Consider the following 17150-nt stretch of genomic DNA (forward strand, 5'->3'; position numbering starts at 1 on the left):
CCTCTGAACCAGTTGGAGGTGGGCGGCAGGTAGGCGGCAAGCGGGAATGAAGAGCATAAGTGCACCTGAATCCGGTGAAAGTGGGCGGCAAGCGTGAATGAAGAGCATAAGTGCACCTGAATCCGGTGAAAGTGGGCAGCAGGCGGGAAGGAGGAGCATTAGTGCACCTCAATCCGCCGAAGGTGGACGGCAGGCGGGAATGAAGAGTATAAGTGCACCTGAATTCGACGGAAGCGGGCGGCAAGCGTGAATGAAGAGCATAAGTGCACCTCAATCCGGCGAAAGAGGGCGGCAGGCGGGAATGAAGAGCATAAGTGCACCTGAATCTATCGAAGGTGGGCGGCAGGCGGGAATGAAGAGCATAAGTGCACCTGAATTCGGCGAAAGCAGGCAGCAGGCGTGAATGAAGAGCATAAGTGCACCTCAATCCGGCGAAAGTGGGCGGCATGCCGGAATGAGGAGCATAAGTGCACCTCAATCTGGCGAAGGTGGGCGGCAGGCGTGAAAGAGGAGCATAAGTGCACCTGAATCCGCCGAAGGTGGGCGGCAGGCGGGCGTCCATTCTGGTGGAAGTGTGTTCAATGCCGCGACAACGTATCAGTCTGATATAATATGAAAGCGCATCCACCGCGCGCGACATTTTAATAAATCCCGTTAAACCGGGATTTCAATGTGCAATCCGAAATCAATCCTGATTTCTTGGCTTATATATACAATTCCTGTGATGGACAGGCCGTAAGCAATATATCGATATCGCGGCAAGAATGGGAGATAGTCAGCATTGCTGTATAGCGTTAAGTTGGAGAAGCGGGAGGCAGCACCACAGCAAGACAGCAACTCAGCAGAACAGCACCAACAAGACAGCAACTCAGCAGAACAGCACCTAAAAGACAGCAACTCCGCAAGACAGCACCAACAAGCGAGCAACTCAGCAAGCCAGCAGCACAGCACCACTAAGCCAGCAACTCATTAACACAGCAAGACAAGGAACTACTGGGCCTCCGGCATCGCATGACGACTATTAATTAAGAACACATGGGGGAGATGTGAAGGATGAAGAGAACTTGGAGAAGGCGGATGACGCTCGGGACCAGCCTGCTGCTGGCGATAAGCGGACTGGCAGGCTGCTCGGGCGGCGCGGACGGGAACAAGAACGCGGAGGGAGCAGCGGCGGATAAGCCGACCCCGATCTCGATCTGGGCGTCGCTGAATACGAATGTGTCGATTACGCTGAAGAATATGAGTGAGATTACGGCGATTCAGGAGTGGGAGAAGAAAACCAATATTAAGACGGAATTCCAGCACCCTGCCGTAGGCGCGGAGACGGAGCAGTTCAATGTCATGCTGGCGTCCAATAAGCTGCCGGATGTAATGTTCGTTTACGGGGATTACTCCAAGCTGTACAACGACGGCTCCATTATTAAGCTGAATGACCTGATTGACCAGTATGCGCCTAACCTGAAGAAGATTCTGGACGAGAACCCCGAAGTGGCGAAGCAATTGAAAGCGGATAACGGAGATATCTATGCGATTCCCCATCTGCGGCTCGGCAAGTACAAAACCTTCGGCGGCACGTTCATCCGTCAGGATTGGCTGGACGAGTTGAACCTGCAGCAGCCGGAGACGCTGGAGGAGTGGGAGACGGTGCTGAAGGCTTTTAAGGAGAAAAAAGGCGTAACCGCACCTCTCCTGTTCGGCGCACCGCCTAAGATGACAACCATGGGCCCGGCGGCCCCTACCTTCCTGGAAGCTTACGGCATTACCAATACCATCTTCCTGAAGGACGGCAAGGTGGCGTTCGGGCCGATGGAGCCGGAATTCAAGGAGTTCCTGACCACGTTCCACCGTTGGTATCAGGAAGGGCTGATTGATCCCGATTTCGCGACCAATGATCAGAAGACCTATGATGCCAAGATTCTGGGCGGTCAGGCCGGGGCCTTCTTCACCTTCATCGGCGGCGGTATCGGGCGTTATCTGCCTGCACTGCAGGAGAAGGAGCCGAAGGCCAATCTTACCGCCGCCCAGTACCCTGTGTTGAACAAAGGGGATGAACCGATGTTCACCGGACGGTCCTGGGAGTGGAGTGGTGCCGGAGCAACGATTACGAAGAGCAATAAGCACCCGGAAGAGACCGTGAAGGCGCTGGATTACTTCTTCAGTGAAGAAGGGCATATGCTGAAGAACTTCGGCGTAGAAGGGGTTACGTATACAATGAAGGACGGCTATCCGACCTATACGGATGAGATTCTGAAGAATCCCGAGGGGTTGTCGGTGGTTCAGGCGATGGCGAAGCATTTCATTGCCAATTATCCGTTTGTCGGCGAGGATGACGACCGCTATAACGAGCAGTATTACCAGTTCCAGCAGCAGAAGGACGCGGTTGCGCTCTTTTCCAAATACAGCGACAACACGCTCAAGGTGGGCATTCCTCCGGTCAGCCTGACCACTGAGGAGTCCAGTGAATACAGCAAAATCATGAGCGACATCACCACCTACCGCGATGAAATGTTCATCAAATTCGTGATCGGCGCGGAGCCGCTGGAGAACTTCAGCAAGTTCACGGCCCAGATTGACAAATTCAATGTGAAACGGGCGATTGAAATTCAGCAGGCGGCGATAGACCGCTACAACGCAAGATAATTCAGGAGTTGAGGACGCCCGCGGCGCGGCGGAACTTAAAGCTAGTGTCAGTATAGTGCCCCCGCGGAGCTTGTCCTGAAGAAGAAAGGAGGGAGATTATGCCGCAGAGGCTCTCCCTGGTTTGGCTGAACTACAAGAAGAACAAAGCGATCTACTGGATGGCCCTCCCCGTGGTTGTGTATTTCCTGGTATTCAAGTACCTGCCGATGTATGGTGCGGTGATTGCTTTTAAGGAATATACCGTCGGCAAAGGCATCTGGGGCAGCGATTGGGTGGGACTGCAGCATTTCCGGGATTTTTTCCAAAGCTATTATTTCTGGCGGATTCTCAAAAACACCCTGGTCCTAAGCTTCTACCAGCTGCTGTTCGGCTTCCCGGCCCCGATTCTGCTCGCGCTGCTGCTCAATGAGCTCAGACATGAGCTGTTCAAGCGTACGGTGCAGACCATCTCCTATATCCCCCACTTCATTTCGATTGTGGTCATTTGCGGAATGGTGGTCGATTTCTCGTCCCGTGACGGGCTGTTTAATTCTATTATTGTGTTCTTTGGCGGGGAGAGCAGCGCTCTGCTGAGTGAGCCGGGCAATTTCCGTACGATTTATACCGCTTCCTCCATCTGGCAGGAGCTTGGATTCTCGACAATTATCTACCTGGCCGCGCTTAGCGGAATTAATCCTGAGCTCTATGACGCCTCCAAGGTGGACGGGGCCAGCCGGATACGCCAGGTGTGGCATATTACCCTGCCGGGGATTATCCCGATGATCGTGATTCTCCTGATTCTGCGGGTGGGCGGACTGATGGAGATTGGCTTCGAGAAGGTCATTCTGCTCTATAATCCGAATATCTACGATACCGCCGATGTCATCTCAACCTTTGTCTACCGCAAAGGGATCAGTGAAAGTGCCGAGTTCAGCTATACGACAGCCGTCGGCCTGTTCCAGTCGGTAGTCAATTTCATTCTGCTCATTGGCGCCAACAGGCTGTCCAAGGCGGTATCTGACAATAAGCTGTTCTAGTACGGCTTCACCAGGAAGACAAAGTGAGGGATTCCCATGATAATCAAAAGAACGATAGGAGAAAGAATCTTTGACAGTATCAATGTGCTGATCATGATTCTGCTGATCATTATCACCTTGTATCCGCTGTGGCATGTGCTGAATGCGTCACTTAGTGACTCCAACCGGCTGATGGCCCATAGCGGGCTGCTGCTCCTGCCGGAAGGGTTCAATCTCGACAGCTATAAGCTGGTGCTGAGCAATCCGAGCATTCTGTCCGGCTACAGGAATACCATGCTGATCGTAGTGCTGGGCACGGCACTGAATCTGCTGTTCACCATCCTGGGGGCGTATACCCTGTCCCGCAAAAGCTTCATGCTGCGTAATCCGATCATGCTGGCCATAGTGTTCACTATGTTTTTCAACGGCGGGATTATTCCCACCTATCTGCTGATCAACAATACGCTGCACCTCGGCAATAATCTGCTGGCCCTGATTGTGCCGGGGCTGGTCAGCAGCTATAATCTGATCATTATGCGGACGGCCTTCCAGGAGATCTCCGAGAGTCTGCTGGAATCCGCCAGGATGGACGGGGCAGGTGAGGTGCGCATCCTGTGGCGGATTGTGATCCCCTTATCCATGCCGGTGATTGCGGTGATGATTCTTTTCTACGGAGTGGCGCATTGGAATTCCTGGTTCAGTGCCATTCTGTATCTCCGCGACCGTAATTTGTATCCGCTTCAACTGGTGCTGCGGGAGATTCTGATCCAGAACAGCACGGATTCAATGACGACTTCAGCGGCAATGGGCGACAAAGAGGCGATCGGAGAAAGTGTGAAATACGCAACGGTGATGGTGGCTACGCTGCCGATCCTCTTTATCTATCCGTTTTTGCAGAAATATTTCGTAAAAGGTGTCATGATCGGCGCGATTAAGGAATAACACACACACGAGGAGGAGGAGAACCATGAAAAAGAAAAGCATCCTGTTATCCTGGAGCCTCTCTTATCTGGTCATCCTGCTCATCCCGGTCGCTATCGGCGCCGCCGTCTTTGCGGAGTCGCGCCATCTGCTGAAGGAGGAGGTTAACCGCTCCAACAGGGTGCTGCTGTCCCAGGTGCAGGAGACGATTGACAGCCAGACCCAGGATATCAGCAGCATCAGCAGCCAGCTAATGGCCGATTCCCAGCTCAGCAGCTTCATCAATCACGCGTCCGAGCAGGATGCCAGGTGGCGGCTGATGGGGCTGGAGCTGATTAAGAACCTCAAGTCGATCCGGATCGGTAATGGATTAATCCGTGAATTATATATCTATGTGAAATCTGCGGATGTGGCGCTGTCCTCCTCCTCGCTCGTCTCCAAGAATCTGTTATACGATATTTATTATGAGGGGACCGGGGTAAGCGAGGAGGAGTGGACCCGGCTGATGCAGGATTCAAGCGAGAGCGTGTTCCGCAAAATGAAGGTCTTCAGCGAGGACCGCCGGATTGAGGAGACGCTCGTCTACCTTCAGCCGTTCCCGGTCAGGGTATCGGAGGATAGCCCGGCCACCTTTGTCGTTACCCTGGACCCGGAGCGGTTCCAGCAGGCGATCAATAATGTGCGTCTGGAGCCGGAGAGCATCGTATTCATCCTGGACCGGAACGGGCGGACGCTGTTCTCTACGGGAACGGCCGAGACCCCTTATTCAATATACCGCTATTTGCAGGAAAACAAAGATACGGGAAGACGGACGGGAACGGCAGACTGGAACGGGGAATCGGTGACGGTCTCCCAGATCTCTTCGGGCGTACAGGATTGGCAGTATGTCTCCATCGTACCTACGCGTATCTATGCCAAGAAGCTGATGGTCATCCGCAGCATTACATTCACCGGAGTAGCGGCCGTTCTGCTGCTGGGCGGTGTGACTGCCTGGTGGTTCACCCGGCGCAATTACCGTCCGCTCGGCCGGATCATGAATATCATTTCCGACAAGGTCAAAGGGAAGCTGGAGCAGCCGGATGATGAATTCGGCATCCTGCAGACCGTGCTGACCCGGGCCTGGGAAGAGCAGGACCAGTTCGCGACGAGGCTGAAGGAGCAGCAGACAGTGGTGCGCAGCGGCTTCCTGGCGAGGCTGCTGAAGGGACGGGTCCAGCCGGGGGCGGGGGTTGCTGCGGAGCAGGAGATGGAGCGCCTGGGGATCAGGTTCGAGAGCGATTCCTTTGCCGTATTGCTGGTACACATTGAGAATTATGAGGGACTGTTCCGCACCCGCGGACCGGAGGACAAGGAGGGCAAGCTCCAGTTCGTCCATCTGATTCTTACCAATGTGCTGGAGGAGCTGATGGGCCCGGCCGGCCCTGTCTATTCCGCTGAAATGGATGGCCGGATCGCCCTTCTGGTCAATATCCGGGAGAATGACGCGGATGCTGTCCCGCAGTTGATCCAGGCCGCCGGAGAGGCGCAGCACTTCATTCAGTCCCGCTTCCTGATCTATTTCTCGGTTGGAGTCAGCAGCGTCCGCCAGTCCATGGCCGAGATCTCGGCCTGCTATCAGGAGTCGGAGGAGGCGCTGGAGTACCGGCTGATTCTGGGCATCGGCCAGATTATTGACCAGCATAGAATCCGGCAGCCCAAGGAGGAGCTCTATTATCCGCTCGATCTGGAGCGTCAGCTGGTCAATTATATCGCTACAGGCAACTACGCCCGCTCTACAGAGGTCATGAATGAGATTCTGATGACCAATTTCGCCGGGGAGCCCTTGTCGGTAGAGCTGGCCCGCTGCCTGATGTTCGAGCTGATCGGTACCATGCTGAAGGCAACCGAGCAGATCAAGACCGATGACATGAAGGAGCTGGCCCGGCGTAATGAGCTGATCCGCCAGTTGTTCGCCTGTGAGACCTTCGAGGAGATCGAGGCCGAGCTGCTGCAGATTCTGGAGACGGTCTGCCAGATGGTGCATGAACGCAAGCGTTCCCACAATACGGAGCTGAAGGAGCAGTTACTGGAGTTCATTCATGAGAATTACGCCGATGTCAATCTGGGGCTGACCCCCATCTCCGAACGGTTCCGCTTCCACCCTACGTATGTCTCCAAGTACTTCAAGGAGCAGACCGGAACCAATGTGATCGACTATATCAACCAGTACCGGATCACAGAAGCCAAGAGGCTTCTGCAGCAGGATGAATTGAACGTGCAGGAGGTATCGGAGCGTGTAGGCTTCCTGAACAGCAATTCCTTCATCCGTGTCTTCAAAAAATATGAAGGGATCACACCCGGCCAGTATAGACAGAACAACCGGCTGATCCCGCACGATAATCTATAAGAAGGAGCAGTGTCTGATATGTGGCAGCAAGCAATTGAGGATGCGCTTGGTGTGACCAAGCGCAATATTACAAGATTCGGGGACCGGTTCCCCCACGTGAGCGCCGGTGATGAGCATTATACGCTGAATGACAATACCGAGTGGACGGCGGGCTTCTGGTCCGGCATTCTGTGGCTGTGCTCCGAGTACAGTGAAGACCCGGTCTACCGCGAACAGGCGCTTAGAACCGTCCAGAGCTTCCGGCACCGGATGGACCATAAGATCATCTTCGATCATCATGATATCGGCTTCCTCTACTCCCTCTCCTCCAAGGCCCAGTGGATCATTGAGCGGGATGCCGGGGCGGCGCAGCTGACGCTCGAGGCGGCAGATATGCTGATGAAGCGCTGGCGCGAAGAGGCGGGGCTGATTCAGGCCTGGGGGAAGGAGGGGGATTCCGTCAACGGCGGGCGGATTATTATTGACTGTCTGCTCAATCTGCCGCTGCTGCTCTGGGCGCATGAGCAGACCGGCAATGACGCCTACCGGCGGGTAGCGGAGCTGCATGCCCGCAAATCCCGCCGTTTCCTGGTGCGGGGGGATGATTCCAGCTATCACACCTTCTATTTCGATCCGGCGACAGGCGATGCGATCCGCGGCGGGACGCACCAGGGGTATGGTGACGGCTCCACCTGGACCCGGGGGCAGGCCTGGGGGATCTACGGCTTCGCACTAATCAGCCGTTATCTTCAGAGCCCGGAGATGCTGGAGACGGCGAAGCGGCTGGGCCGTTATTTCGTAGCCCAGCTGCCGGAGGACGGCGTAGCGTACTGGGATTTCGATGTCCCCGTGGGGCCGGACACGAAGCGCGACAGCTCCGCATCGGCCATTGCCGCCTGCGGACTGCTGGAGATTGCTGCGCAGCTGGATTCGGCAGACCCGGAGCGCCGTTTCTTCCAGGAAGCGGGGGAAGCGTCGGTGAAGGCACTGGCTGAGCAGTATTCGACCCTGGGCAGCGAGCACGCAGAGGGTCTGCTGAAGCATGGCGCGTATTCGGCCAGAGCCGGGGATTCCCCGGATGATTACACCATCTGGGGCGATTATTATTATCTGGAGGCGCTGATGCGGCTGGAACGGGGGATTCCGGGGTATTGGTATGAGCGGCCTGTTCTATAAATCCCAGCGGTGTGGGATGACCGGGCGGCTGAACAGCGGTGTGCCGCAGCGGGCTTATCTCCCGATATATTGCAGCTTATCGGGATTGCGGACAATATACAGCTTCTGGATCAGATGATCCCGGAGATGCAGAAGTCCTACGGTATGAATACCCTCCTCCGAGCGAAGGAGTAAGCCGGGTTGCCCGTTAATCCGGCTGACCTCAATCGTCACCTCGCCGTTCATTGTAGCTGCCCCGCGGAAGGGGCCCAGCAGGAACCCGGCTACAAGCCCGGCGCTGACTACCGGCTTGGCGGCAGCGTGTACTTTGCCTCCCCCGTCGGAGATTAACTCAACTGCCGGATCAAGCAGTGACAGCAGCTCATTCAGGTTGCCCTGCTTCAGGGCGGCGAGGAACCCGTGTACCCATTCCTCTGTAACCGCCTCAGGCTGGACGGGCTGCTCAGGAACGAGGCCCAGCTTGGCGCTGGCCCGGCTGAAGAGCTTGCGGCAGTTCGGCCCGCTTTTGCCGACCAGTTCTGCAATCTCCTGATATTCAAAGCCCAGCGCCTCGCGCAGCACGAACACCGCCCGCTCCGCCGGAGTCAGCCGCTCGAGCAGGACAAGCATGGCGTAGGATAAGAGATCATCCTGAACAACGGACTCCATCGCATCCGGGGCTGTACCGGCAAGCGGCTCCGGCAGCCATTCGCCGAAATATTCCTCCCGCTGCTTACGCGCGGATTTGTGCAGATCCCGGCAGCGGTTGGTGACCATTTTGCACAGATAGGCTTTGGGTTCGGTGAGGCGCTCGGGCGGCACATCATAGATTCTCAGGAATACGTCCTGGACCACATCCTCAGCATCGGCGGCCGATCCGGTTAGCTGGTAGGCAAGCTTAAACAACAGATTCTTATACTGGTCATACCACTCCTGCATAACGACACTTCCCATCCTAATATAGTCAATCTAACTCTGCTACTCTGCTATGATGTAGACAAAATAGACGGAGGATGTGTGACAGGATGGGGCAGCATTACGCTCGGGGGGCATTGTCACAAAAAGAATAGCTGTCTCGTTATATGTCCGAAGGGCGAAGAAAGTCCGGAACCGGACCTTCTACTAAAACCAGCCCCAAGGAGGAATATATTATGGCACAACGTGTGAATTATATGCAGCAGTCCCCGGAGCTTTTCAAGAAATTTCTCGATTTCAGCATGGCCCTGAAGCACAGCTCCATTGAGGAGAAGATCGAAGATCTGGTATCTATCCGGGCTTCACAGATGAACGGCTGCGGCTTCTGCCTGGATATGCATGTGAAGCAGGCCAAGATGAACGGCGAGAGTGAGCTGCGTATCTATCACCTCTCTATCTGGCGGGAATCGACACTGTTCTCCCCGCGTGAACGGGCGGCGCTTGCCTGGACGGAGGTACTGACTAAGCTGCCGGAGCACGGCGTACCTGATGAGCTGTATAACCGTGTCCGTGAACAGCTGTCCGAGCAGGAGATTTCCGACCTGTCCTTCTCGATCATGGCGATTAACGCCTGGAACCGGGTGAACGTAGGCTTTACCACCGTACCGGGTTCATCCGATGCGGCCTATGGCCTGACTAAGGCAGGGCTGTCGTAACATCCTGATATCCAATAATGCGGTCCGTGTGAATGACAAAGGAGCTATGCCACTGTATGATCTGTGGCATAGCTCCTTCGCTTATAAGCAGGGTCAGCCCTTCACCGCCGAGCTGGCCACCCCTTCAATAATGTATTTCTGGCCGAGCAGGAAGACGAGGATCATGGGAATAATCCCGGCTGTCGCGGCGGCCATCATGCCGTTGTAATCGACATTGTTCTCCAGGATGAAATTCTGCAGCCCGAGCGGAACGGTGAACAGATCATGGTCGATCAGGAAGACGAGCGCATTCTCATAATCGTTCCAGTGCCAGGAGAAGTCGATGATGGCGAGGGTCGCCAGCGACGGCTTAGCCATCGGCAGGATAATCCGCGAGAAGATGCGGAAGTGGCCTGCGCCGTCGATGAAGGCGGCCTCTGAGATTTCATGGGGCACCGAGAGGAAGAACTGCCGCATCATGAACACGCCGAAGATCGTGAACATTCCGGGCAGGATCAGCGCCCAGTGGGTATTGTAGATGCCCGCCCAGTCGAACATGATGAATTTGGGCACGAACAGCACCTGCGGGGGCACCATCATCATGGACAGATAGATCATGAACATGGTGTTGCGTCCCTTGAATTCAATCCGGGCGAAGCCATAGGCCGCGAGGGCGGACAAGGAGACAGCCCCTATGGTGCTCAGAATAGCCACCTTAAGGGAATTGAGATAGTAAGGCACGAAGCTGCCCGTACCGGACCAGACCTTAACATGATGACTCCAGTTGAAGTGCTCAGGAATCCACTGGATCGGATATTGGAATACCTCCGCCGGGGTTTTCAATGAGGTGCTGATCATCCAGATGAAGGGCACAATCATTACGATGCTGAAGAATAACATGATCAGAGTAGCGATGCTTTTGGTAACTGCGGCTTTATTCATTTTCTCAGCTCCTTAGTAGTGAACCCAGCGTTTCTGGCCCAGCCATTGAACCACGGTGAATATCAGAATGATCAGGAACAGGGCCCAGGAGACCGCTGAAGCATAGCCCATTTCGTAATAGCGGAAGGCATTCTGATAGATGAACAGGGATAATACGGTGGTACTGTTGCCGGGTCCGCCCTGTGTGATCGCCTGGATGATGCCGAACTGCTTGATCGACATGATCAGTCCGGTAATCAGCAGCAGGAAGGTGGTCGGACTGACCAGCGGCCAGAGGATACTGCGGACCGTCTGCCAGGTGCGGGCACCGTCGATTTTGGCGGCTTCCAGCAGCTCACCGGACACCTCCTGCAAGGCGGCGAGATAGATAATCATGTTATAGCCGAGCATGAACCAGATCCAGATGATGTCGATCGCATACATGGACGTCTCCATCGTGGACAGCCAGCCGGGAGGATTCTCAATGCCGATGGAGCGCAGAATGCCGTTAATCGGCCCGTTGTTCGGATGGAACAGCAGCATCCAGACAAAGGCTACCGCAACGCCGCTTGTGATATAAGGCATGAAGTATAAGGCGCGGAGCAGCTTTTTGAGATACACGGACCGGTTCAGCACCACAGCAACGATGAAGGCCAGTCCAATGGATACCGGAACGGAGACCAGGAACAGCAGCGTGTTCTTGATGGCGATATAGAAGACCTCATCCCCCAGCATCCGCTTAATGTTGGCCAGCCCGATGAACTTGGTATGGGGACTCATAAACTTGTAGTCTGTAAACATGAGATAGAAAGAATAGACGGCTGGTATGATGAAAAATAGAATCACGCCAATCATATTTGGCCCGATAAACAGATAGCCCAGGTACTGCTGCCGTTTCATCCAGGATGCCTTCACATAACCCCACTCCTTTAGGTCTTTTGAGTACACTACAAGCATACCAAGCGGCTTCAGGGGGGTTAAGGAACAAAACCAACGACTTCATGCTACAGAAATATACATTTACGAAGCAGCGGCGGACAGGAGGATCGTAGTTATGTTCTATCCCTGTCCGCGCAAAAAACAGCCTTCCCGCTGGGAAGGCCGCTATTCTATACACTGTACTATAGACTCATGGAGTCCGGCTTATGCCGCTGGGTATGCCTGTACTGGCTTGGCGTCTGCGTCGTGAGGCGTTTGAAGATCTTGATGAAATAGTTATCGTTCACGAAGCCGACCCGGTTGCCAATCTCATACACTGGCAGGTCGGAGGTGGTCAGCAGCCGGATCGCCTGATCCACCCGCACCTGATGCAGGTAGTGGATCAGGGTCTGGCCGGTTTTCTTTTTGAACAGGGTGCTGACATAATTCTCGGCCATCATGACATATTGTGACATGGACTTCACGGTAATATCCTCTGCGTAGTGATTGTGCAGATAATGGAGGATCTTCTGGATCTCCGGGTGGCTGGTGATCTCCTCATGGGCCGGCAGCTGCGGGGGAGTATCCGGGCCGGGCAGGCCTTGGCTTCGGGTGCGGTTCTCCAGGCTTTTCTCCAGCTCGCCGCTGATCTTGCGCAGGGTATCCCGGAGAGAGTTCACGCTCATGGACAGCTTCAGGATATAGCTCGAAGCCCCGTACTCCATGGCCAGCCGCACATTCTCGAAATCATTCATGCAGGTCAGCATGACGAAGCGGGAATCCACCCCCTCTTCACGCGTGCGCCGCAGCAGCTCCACCCCGTCCATCTCCGGCATGACAATATCCGAGATCACCAGATCGGGGACATCCTGCCGGATCATCTCCAGCGCCTCTGCCCCATTGCCCGCTTCTCCGCTGACGGTGAATCCAAGCTCCTCCCAGGCAATAATCTCGCGGACGCTCTCCCGTACAAAAACCTCATCCTCAACCAGCAGTACCTTCCACATGTGTATTCCCTCCCTTATAAATGCGCTCTAAGCCGGATGTTCATTGCCGTAAGGTGTGGACAACAGAAGCGGTATGGTGAAGCGGACGGTGACCCCTTCCCCGGTGGATAACACCTCCAGAGTACCCTCTTCCCTGTACAGCAGCCTCAGCCGCTCCTGAATATTACTCAGCCCGATACCGGGGCGCTTGCGCGGGGCCTTGTTCATCCTGGCCTGCTCCATACCTGCGCCGTTGTCCCTGATCTCTACGATCAGCCGATGCTCTTCGCGGTGCACGATCAGCTCAATCAGTCCCTTGCCGGGCAGTCTGCTGATCCCGTGAATAATGGCATTCTCGACCAGCGGCTGAAGGCTGAGCTTGGGCACCAGCGCATAGAGGATATCCTCGTCATAGCGGGTGGTTAGCTCGAACTTGTGCGCGTACCGGACCTGCTGAATATGGACATAGGCCTCGACAAGCTCAATCTCATCTTTGAGATGGATCAGATCCTTATCGGTATTGAGACTGGCCTCCAGCAGCTTGCCGAGCGACAGGGTCATGTTCGTAATATCCTCGTTATGCTCACGGATGGCAATCCATTTGATCGTATTCAGTGTGTTCAGCAGGAAATGGGGATTCGTCTGGGCCAGCAGCATCTGGAAATGCACAGCCTCCTTCTGCCGCTCCTCCGCCTTCAGCTTCTGGATCAGCAGGTGGGTATCGTCCAGCATGGTATTGAAGGTCCGGGTCAGATCCAGGATCTCCCCGCTGAATTTATGCTCGGGCAGGCGGATTTTGAGGCTTTTCTGCACGGCGGCCTTCATCTTGTTCTGCAAATGGGACAACGGGCGCGTGATGGTCGTAGCAATGACGAAGGTCATCATCAGGAAGATGGCCGTCAGCACAAAGAACGTAATAAAGTACTGCTGCTTCAGCCCTTCGATCTCCACGAACAGCACCGACAGCGGAATCCGGTTCACGATATACCAGTCGAGCGACTCCACATAGATATAATTAATCAGGGAATTCGAGTCCTTGTCGATAAAATACTGCTGTCCGGCGAAACCCGCCTTGACCTTCGCAGATAAAAGGCTGCCCGGAACCGACTGGGAGATATCTTCTCCCGAACGGGTAATCAGGAAATACTGCTGCTCCAGATCGGATTGCTTATGGATGGAGCGCAGCCAGTAGGTGTAATCAATACTGATGCGAGCCATTCCATACGGCTTGTTCCGGGTATCCTCCAGATAGGCGTATAAGGAGAGAAGATAGGCGCTGGTGGAGACATCGCGCAGCACGTAGTTGGTATCATTGGGCACCCAGTGATAAGAGCCGGTATTCATCTGGCCCCGGTCGAACCCGGGATTTCCCCGCAGATCCGAGTAGATTAGCGAATCCTTGGGCGGATAAGAGGTGTATGCGCTTTCAGTTAAGTCCAGAATCATGAAATACACCGAAGGATTGTACAGGAAAAAGCTGTTGTTCAGATTCTTGAAAATATTCTCCATCAGCCGCTTATTCTCCAGCTCATTGCGCTGTTCGGGATGGAGCAGCACGGACTTCACCGTATCATCCTGCTTCAGGAACAGCAGTGTCTTGAAGGCAATGCTGATCTGATCCTCGAGCGTGCGGTACATCTGCTCCAGCTGGTAGTGGCTCTGCTGGCTGATTTTTTTCTGGACCAGGGTCTCAATGCGCTGATAATTATATATATTCAATGCGCTGAAGGGCAGCAGAATCAGACATACGAAGGCGGTGAACAGGCGGTATTTCAATTTCTGGGGAATCAGAATACGCAACAGCTTTGACATACGGAAGCACCTCCAAGCCTGACTGAACCTGCCCGGTCCGGGACGGTTGATATGGCTAGATTATAGCATAATCAAAATGCCGGATAGACGATATTTTAAATTGCATGGTTTTGTTACAGCAGGCATGGGGTGGATGCCGGAATTACATAGTTTTGTTCTACTCGGGCTGCTTGACAGTGGGGAAAGACGGGCGGATGCTGATGAGGCCCGTCTTGCAAAGTGGCTTCCTGGAGGATGCAGCGGCATAGTACATCAGTTCAAACGGATGATGTTGTACTTCAGAGCCAAGAGAAGAAGAATCCCGGCCAGAATAACGGTTCCCGCCGTTACTAATCCTCCTACAAGGATTGTTCTGTCAAAGGATTTAGAGTTCTTGAGCATTTCATCACTCCTTTACAAAGATAGTAGAAAGAAGATATCGAAGTCTAGCAACCGATCAGGACGGGCAATACCAGCTCCAATATAGACTAAAATATTGTATATTGGTAAATGGAATGTTATAAAGGGAATGGTATCCAGCAGACTGCAATTGCTCAAACGTTTCTTAGTCGTGTGATGCCGCTCCAGTTCCTCCAGGGATATGTCGTTATTAGAATCAGAAATGGCCTTACTATGTGCTGCAGCGAAAGGAATGGGTGTGAATTATGAACAATTCTATCGTGAAATTTCAAAAAAATTATATTTTAATAATAGTATTTATAGATATAATTTGGTTATTTTCTTCCACCTTCAATTATGATATTACTATATTTAAAAAAAGTAACTTTATAGTTCCTATCGTACTGCACATCATTTTATTTTTTTGGCTAGGCTACAAAAGTAAAGGAAGAAAGCTAATTCTGTTTGTTATTTTAATTATTCTTTCTTTTCTTTTTCTGATTAAGCAGTCATTTGCCCCAGTGTTTAATCCATACAGTTATGAGCATCTAGATGTTCCTGGAAACTATGGTGAGGTTATAGTAGAACATCGAGCGAACCTAATAGACCAAGGCATTACAGAGTATCGTGTCTACCAAACGAAATTATTGGGTTTGTTCTTAACTGAGTTAACGACTAGGGAAGTTTTTATAGAAGAACCACACGACTTATATCTTTCCCAGAAAGATATTTTTAATTACTCTGCTCCAGAATGGACGAGAGAGACAGTTAGTTTTGAAACCTATAAAGGAAAACTTACTCTCAACCTCAAATAAAAAAACGGGAGTATCAGTAATTAAAATATACGAGAAAGAGAGGCTTGCCACGATTTCAATGGCAAGCCTCTCTTATCATGCACGCTACTTCTCTATTTCCATTTCTGTCTGTATCGCAGCCGCTACTTCTTCTGCTTCAGGTACTCATTATGCCGGGTGACCATGGCCTGGACCGTCTGATCCAGTGACTGGGAGTCAAGGAAGTACTTCTCGTACTCCTGGGAGCGCAGGTCCATTACTTCCTGAGGCAGGCTGCGGACATAGGTCGGCGTCTTGTTGTCGAACATGACGTACATCAGGGAATCCAGATCATAGGAATCACTTTTATCGCCAATGAGGCTTTTGAGCGCGTCGTCCTGGTTGGCATCCTTGGAGGCCGGCAGTCTTCCGCCTGCTGCCATCGGGGACATGCCGCCATCGGAATACCACTTCAGGAACTCCCACGCGGCGTCCTGCTTCTTGGACTTGGCGTTAATGGAGATATAATCGCCGAGGCCTCCGCGGGTTACATAATCACCTGCAGCTTCGGCTAGTCTCGGTACAGGAGCGAAGGCGATTTTGAAGTCACGCGGGAAATCGGTGAAGTTATTCGAGCTGCGCAGCAGCCATGCCCCGATATTGAGCATCGGCACCTCTCCGCTGAGGAAGACCTGCTCGACCGGCATTTTGGAAGTCAACTGCTCGCCCAGCGGCGGCGTAGTCTTATCTTCCTTCATCATCCCGTTCAGCGTCTCCAGCCATTGCCGGACGAGAGGATGGTCCAGATTGGAGCTGCCATCGGCCTTGGTGTAGCCCTCCTGGGACAGCACGGAGTCAATGGGGTCCACGAAAGGCTCCATGTTTTGAATGAATCCATAGGAGTTGCTGCCCTTCAGCTTCTTCGCATAGTCGCGCAGTTCATTCCAGGTCCATTCCTTCGGAACCGGCAGGTTCGCAGCATCAAGCGCGTCCTTGTTCAAGGCGATGAAGAACGGGCTTTTGGTAGTGGGAACGCCGTAGAACTTGCCGTCAATCTTCCAGCTCGCAGTGTCCGCGCCCATCTTCTCTTCAATGTTGTAATCGGTGAAACGGCTGAGATCCAGGGCCAGACCCGATTCAACGCGTTTGGCAGCATGGGAGATGGTGTAGTTCACGAATAGATCCACATCCTGGCCGGTAATCATAGCGGTGTCCAGCTTGAGGTTCCCGTCATCATCATTAACATAACGTACATACTCCACCTGAATATCCGGGTGATCCTTGTTCCAGTTATCCACGACCTGCTGCGGACCGGATTCCGGGGGAACACCGCCCCACATTTTGAGGGTGACCGGGCCTGCAGACTTCGTGCCGTTGCCTGCGGCTGGGCTCGCATTATTGGCTGAAGATGAATTGTTGCTGTTACCGCAGCCTGTCGCCAGGCCCATTATAAGAACGAGTGAAGTAATTCCGGCGATGAAACGGTTCTTTTTCAAAAGCGACAACCTCCCTGTGTATACTGTATAGGCTTGCAAATCAAGAATAGCAGATTGCCGGAAGCCTCAGAAGGAACAAAAAACATGAGAATATGGAACATAACTTTACATTTCACCGCCCGGACTCCGGGTAGGTTGCAGGGAAACGTTCTATCCCAGGAGGGGGCCATTCCCTTGTGT

At 53.4% G+C, this 17150-nt stretch carries 15 protein-coding genes; 9 read left to right on the top strand and 6 right to left on the bottom strand.

The genetic code is table 11. The features are described 5' to 3' along the window. Window positions 1-97 precede the first annotated feature (97 nt). The 7 genes from KDC22_RS01350 to KDC22_RS01380 all read left to right on the top strand — a co-directional run bounded on the left by KDC22_RS01350 (window position 98) and on the right by KDC22_RS01380 (window position 8097). A complete protein-coding gene (locus tag KDC22_RS01350) occupies window positions 98-250 on the top strand; it encodes a hypothetical protein (RefSeq protein WP_211721822.1) in 153 nt (50 codons plus the stop codon). Further along, complete coding sequence (locus KDC22_RS01355) at window positions 251-403, top strand: hypothetical protein (protein ID WP_211721823.1); 153 nt, start codon at window positions 251-253, stop codon at window positions 401-403. 650 nt (window positions 404-1053) lie between these two features. Continuing rightward, window positions 1054-2640: an extracellular solute-binding protein gene (locus tag KDC22_RS01360; protein WP_211721824.1), complete on the top strand. Its 1587-nt coding sequence runs from the start codon at window positions 1054-1056 to the stop codon at window positions 2638-2640. Window positions 2641-2738: 98 nt separating this feature from the next. Beyond that, a complete protein-coding gene (locus KDC22_RS01365; RefSeq protein WP_173135381.1) occupies window positions 2739-3656 on the top strand; it encodes an ABC transporter permease in 918 nt (305 codons plus the stop codon). A gap of 36 nt (window positions 3657-3692) precedes the next feature. Beyond that, window positions 3693-4577, top strand: coding sequence for a carbohydrate ABC transporter permease (locus tag KDC22_RS01370; RefSeq protein WP_173135378.1), 885 nt, complete (start codon window positions 3693-3695; stop codon window positions 4575-4577). 25 nt (window positions 4578-4602) lie between these two features. Beyond that, window positions 4603-6942 carry a helix-turn-helix domain-containing protein gene (locus KDC22_RS01375; protein WP_211721825.1) on the top strand — a complete coding sequence of 780 codons (2340 nt, stop codon included), beginning with the start codon at window positions 4603-4605 and terminating at the stop codon, window positions 6940-6942. 18 nt (window positions 6943-6960) lie between these two features. Further along, window positions 6961-8097: a glycoside hydrolase family 88 protein gene (locus tag KDC22_RS01380; RefSeq protein WP_211721826.1), complete on the top strand. Its 1137-nt coding sequence runs from the start codon at window positions 6961-6963 to the stop codon at window positions 8095-8097. 54 nt (window positions 8098-8151) lie between these two features. Here KDC22_RS01380 and sigJ read toward each other — a convergent pair whose 3' ends face one another. Next, on the bottom strand, window positions 8152-9015 hold the full coding sequence (sigJ, locus tag KDC22_RS01385; protein WP_211723851.1) for an RNA polymerase sigma factor SigJ: 864 nt from the start codon (window positions 9013-9015) through the stop codon (window positions 8152-8154). A gap of 212 nt (window positions 9016-9227) precedes the next feature. Between sigJ and KDC22_RS01390 the strand changes: the two genes are divergently transcribed. Continuing rightward, window positions 9228-9707, top strand: a complete 480-nt coding sequence (locus tag KDC22_RS01390) for a carboxymuconolactone decarboxylase family protein (RefSeq protein WP_211721827.1) — start codon at window positions 9228-9230, stop codon at window positions 9705-9707. A gap of 93 nt (window positions 9708-9800) precedes the next feature. On the opposite strand, the gene KDC22_RS01395 is transcribed toward KDC22_RS01390, so the two are convergent. The 4 genes from KDC22_RS01395 to KDC22_RS01410 form a co-directional block, all read right to left on the bottom strand. Then, the gene (locus KDC22_RS01395) at window positions 9801-10628 is read right to left on the bottom strand and encodes a carbohydrate ABC transporter permease (RefSeq protein ID WP_211721828.1); all 828 of its coding nucleotides are present in this window, start codon (window positions 10626-10628) and stop codon (window positions 9801-9803) included. Window positions 10629-10640: 12 nt separating this feature from the next. Next, window positions 10641-11522 (bottom strand): carbohydrate ABC transporter permease, encoded by an 882-nt coding sequence (locus KDC22_RS01400; protein WP_173135362.1) that lies wholly within the window; start codon window positions 11520-11522, stop codon window positions 10641-10643. A 206-nt stretch (window positions 11523-11728) separates the two neighbouring features. Then, entirely contained in the window at window positions 11729-12532 is an 804-nt protein-coding gene (locus tag KDC22_RS01405; RefSeq protein WP_211721829.1) for a response regulator, read from the bottom strand. Window positions 12533-12559: 27 nt separating this feature from the next. Beyond that, window positions 12560-14323, bottom strand: a complete 1764-nt coding sequence (locus KDC22_RS01410) for a cache domain-containing sensor histidine kinase (RefSeq protein ID WP_211721830.1) — start codon at window positions 14321-14323, stop codon at window positions 12560-12562. A gap of 659 nt (window positions 14324-14982) precedes the next feature. On the opposite strand from KDC22_RS01410, the gene KDC22_RS01415 reads away from it, so the two are divergent. Next, complete coding sequence (locus KDC22_RS01415; protein ID WP_173135353.1) at window positions 14983-15516, top strand: hypothetical protein; 534 nt, start codon at window positions 14983-14985, stop codon at window positions 15514-15516. Between the two features lie 122 nt (window positions 15517-15638). Here the strand turns inward: KDC22_RS01415 and KDC22_RS01420 are convergent, their stop codons facing one another. Next, the gene (locus tag KDC22_RS01420) at window positions 15639-16970 is read right to left on the bottom strand and encodes an ABC transporter substrate-binding protein (protein ID WP_246553221.1); all 1332 of its coding nucleotides are present in this window, start codon (window positions 16968-16970) and stop codon (window positions 15639-15641) included. Window positions 16971-17150 lie beyond the last annotated feature (180 nt).

It is taken from the genome of Paenibacillus tritici, from assembly GCF_018207515.1.
Classification (GTDB): domain Bacteria; phylum Bacillota; class Bacilli; order Paenibacillales; family Paenibacillaceae; genus Paenibacillus_AQ; species Paenibacillus_AQ tritici.

What these genes read in the sequence shown, in the direction of transcription:
- KDC22_RS01350 (WP_211721822.1), top strand. Translation starts at nt 98, where the DNA reads ATGAAGAGCATAAGTGCACCTGAATCCGGTGAAAGTGGGCAGCAGGCG.
- KDC22_RS01355 (WP_211721823.1), top strand. Translation starts at nt 251, where the DNA reads ATGAAGAGCATAAGTGCACCTCAATCCGGCGAAAGAGGGCGGCAGGCG.
- KDC22_RS01360 (WP_211721824.1), top strand. Translation starts at nt 1,054, where the DNA reads ATGAAGAGAACTTGGAGAAGGCGGATGACGCTCGGGACCAGCCTGCTG.
- KDC22_RS01365 (WP_173135381.1), top strand. Translation starts at nt 2,739, where the DNA reads ATGCCGCAGAGGCTCTCCCTGGTTTGGCTGAACTACAAGAAGAACAAA.
- KDC22_RS01370 (WP_173135378.1), top strand. Translation starts at nt 3,693, where the DNA reads ATGATAATCAAAAGAACGATAGGAGAAAGAATCTTTGACAGTATCAAT.
- KDC22_RS01375 (WP_211721825.1), top strand. Translation starts at nt 4,603, where the DNA reads ATGAAAAAGAAAAGCATCCTGTTATCCTGGAGCCTCTCTTATCTGGTC.
- KDC22_RS01380 (WP_211721826.1), top strand. Translation starts at nt 6,961, where the DNA reads ATGTGGCAGCAAGCAATTGAGGATGCGCTTGGTGTGACCAAGCGCAAT.
- sigJ (WP_211723851.1), bottom strand. Translation starts at nt 9,015, where the DNA reads ATGCAGGAGTGGTATGACCAGTATAAGAATCTGTTGTTTAAGCTTGCC.
- KDC22_RS01390 (WP_211721827.1), top strand. Translation starts at nt 9,228, where the DNA reads ATGGCACAACGTGTGAATTATATGCAGCAGTCCCCGGAGCTTTTCAAG.
- KDC22_RS01395 (WP_211721828.1), bottom strand. Translation starts at nt 10,628, where the DNA reads ATGAATAAAGCCGCAGTTACCAAAAGCATCGCTACTCTGATCATGTTA.
- KDC22_RS01405 (WP_211721829.1), bottom strand. Translation starts at nt 12,532, where the DNA reads ATGTGGAAGGTACTGCTGGTTGAGGATGAGGTTTTTGTACGGGAGAGC.
- KDC22_RS01410 (WP_211721830.1), bottom strand. Translation starts at nt 14,323, where the DNA reads ATGTCAAAGCTGTTGCGTATTCTGATTCCCCAGAAATTGAAATACCGC.